Genomic DNA, 2456 nt, shown 5'->3' with positions numbered 1-2456 from the left:
CGCCGGTCCGTCCGTCGTCCGGCGGCCCGGCGCGGGCGAGCAGTCGACGCCCGCGCTCGGCGATGGTCTGCAGAAGGTCGCCGAGGAAAGTGGCTTCGCTCACGATCGCCCCCGATGCCCGCCTGTGTCTTCCGCATATGGCGAGCCCCGGCGCGCACGGAAGGCCGCCGGCGGACATCAGCCGCCATTAGGGAGAACCCCAACTTTCGCCGGGAGGCCGTCGGGCCCATCCTGGGACGCCGCCGCGCCGCCCGACGGGGAGCCCGATGTCCGAACCGCGATCGTTCGTCCAACTTGCGCGCGGCGATCCCGCGCCATGGTTCTCGCAGCGCGCGACCGGCAATCCGCGCTACACGTTCGACACCGCCGCCGGGCGCTATCTCGTGCTCTGCTTCTACGCGACGCTCGGCGATCCGCACTCGCGCGCGACGCTCGAGGCGGTCGAGGAGAACCGGCGGCTGTTCGACGACGAGCGCGCCTGCTTCTTCGGCGTGAGCCTCGACCCGCGCGACGAGGCGGAGGGCCGCGCCCGCATGCTGCTGCCCGGCCTGCGGCACTTCTTCGACTTCGACGGGATGGTGAGCCGGCTCTACGGCTCGATCCCCCGCGAAGCGCGGCCGGGCGACGAGCGTCTCGAGGCGCGCCGCTTCTGGCTGGTGCTCGACCCGATGATGCGCGTCATCGCCAACATCCCGTTCGCGCCCGACGGCTCCGACCGCGCGCGCGTGTTCGACCTCGTCGCCGCCCTGCCGGAGCCGGCGCGCCACGCCGGGGTCGAGCTGCAAGCGCCGGTGCTGTTCCTGCCGGACGTGTTCGAGCCGGAGCTCTGCGGACGCCTGATCGACCACTACGAAGCCCGCGGCGGTCAGGAATCCGGCTTCATGCGGCAGATCGACGGCCGCACCGTCCCGATGCACGACGCCTCGCACAAGCGCCGCAAGGACGCCGAGATCGAAGATCCGGAGCTGATCCGGATGATCCAGCAGCGCATCCGCCGCCGCGTCGCGCCGGAAATCCTCAAGGCGCACTGCTTCGTGGCGAACCGCATGGAGCGCTACATCGTCGGCTGCTATTCGGCCGAGGACGGCGGCCATTTTCGCGCCCACCGCGACAACACCACCTCGGGCACCGCGCATCGCCGCTTCGCGGTGTCGATCAACCTCAATTCCGATTTCGACGGCGGCGAGCTGAGCTTTCCGGAGTTCGGCCCGCGCAGCTTCAAGCCGCCGGCCGGCGGCGCGGTGGTGTTCTCCTGCTCCTATCTGCACGCGGTCTCGCGGGTGACGCGCGGCGTGCGCTACGCCTTCCTGCCGTTCCTCTACGACGACGCGGCCGCCAAGGTGCGCGAGCAGAACCGCGCGACGCTGGTGACGGAGGAGCCGGCCGTGGCGGAAGGCGCGCGCGGCGCCGCCTGATCGCCAGCGCGCGCGGCGGGGGCGTTCCTATTCAGCGACGAGCAAGCCCGACTCGCAGCCCACGGCGATGCACCCGCCGCCGCGCCGGTCGAACAAGGTCCATGCCGGATCGCCCTCGGCCGTCATGAAGGACGCCACGTGCAGATCGCTTTCGAGCGAGAGCAGGAGTTCGGGCAGGCGGCCGAATGTGGAGATCTCCGTGACGCTGCGCCCGACGAGGCGGGCGAAGATCGACGGCCACAGCGCCTCGTCGCTCCAGCTGCCGCACGCGATGGACCGGCCGTCCTCGATCCGCCAGCTCCACTCGATCATCAGCCCGAGTTCGCCTGCCGGTTCGCCAGGACGTCCGTCCCGCCGCGTCCTAGGCGTCAGCGAGCCGAATTCAAGGAACAGCGCAGAGCCATAGCCGCGCCAGACGTGCGAGACCTTGAGCCCGCGCGCCGCCGCGCGGAAATGAGCGATCCAGTCATCCATCCGGGCGACGATGAAGGAGCGCGCGAGTCTTGCAAGCGCCGCCGACGGTCTCCGCCGCCCGACTGCCGCTCTGCGCTATCGCTTCTTCTTGAACGGCGCCATGCCGGCGCGGGCGAGTTCGTCGGCGCGCTCGTTTTCGGGGTGGCCGGCGTGGCCCTTCACCCAGCGCCATTCGATGCGGTGGGTCTTGAGCGCGGCGTCGAGCCGCATCCAGAGATCCTGGTTCTTGACCGGCTTCTTGTCGGCGGTCTTCCAGCCATTGCGCTTCCAGCCGGCGATCCATTTGGTGACGCCGTCGCGCAGGTACTGGCTGTCGGTGTGCACCGCCACCGTGCAGGGTCGCGTCAGCGTCTCGAGCGCCGTGATGGCGGCGAGAAGCTCCATCCGGTTGTTGGTGGTGAGCGCCTCGCCGCCCGAAATCTCCTTCTCGGCGGCGCCGAAGCGCAGGATCGCGCCCCAGCCGCCGGGCCCGGGGTCGACCTGACCGGGCGATACCCGGTCCCGGTGTAGTACTCGGTGATCACGACGATCAGGCCCGTGATGATCAGGCCCACGACCGCGCAGAGG

3 protein-coding genes are annotated in these 2456 nt (G+C 70.5%); 1 reads left to right on the top strand and 2 read right to left on the bottom strand.

Going from position 1 to position 2456, the window contains the following annotated elements:
- The first annotated feature begins 266 nt into the window (after positions 1 to 266).
- Entirely contained in the window at positions 267 to 1415 is a 1149-nt protein-coding gene (locus tag ACIKT0_RS16920) for a 2OG-Fe(II) oxygenase (RefSeq protein WP_407106539.1), read from the top strand.
- Between the two features lie 27 nt (positions 1416 to 1442).
- Here ACIKT0_RS16920 and ACIKT0_RS16915 read toward each other — a convergent pair whose 3' ends face one another.
- Together ACIKT0_RS16915 and rnhA are read right to left on the bottom strand one after the other, a co-directional pair.
- Positions 1443 to 1889 carry a hypothetical protein gene (locus tag ACIKT0_RS16915; RefSeq protein ID WP_407106538.1) on the bottom strand — a complete coding sequence of 149 codons (447 nt, stop codon included), beginning with the start codon at positions 1887 to 1889 and terminating at the stop codon, positions 1443 to 1445.
- A gap of 75 nt (positions 1890 to 1964) precedes the next feature.
- Complete coding sequence (gene rnhA, locus ACIKT0_RS16910) at positions 1965 to 2453, bottom strand: ribonuclease HI (protein ID WP_407106540.1); 489 nt, start codon at positions 2451 to 2453, stop codon at positions 1965 to 1967.
- Between the last annotated feature and the right edge of the window lie 3 nt (positions 2454 to 2456).

Source organism: Hansschlegelia beijingensis, from assembly GCF_045505405.1.
Taxonomy (GTDB): Bacteria; Pseudomonadota; Alphaproteobacteria; order Rhizobiales; family Methylopilaceae; genus Methylopila; species Methylopila beijingensis_A.
This window is presented reverse-complemented; position numbering and strand designations above follow the sequence as displayed.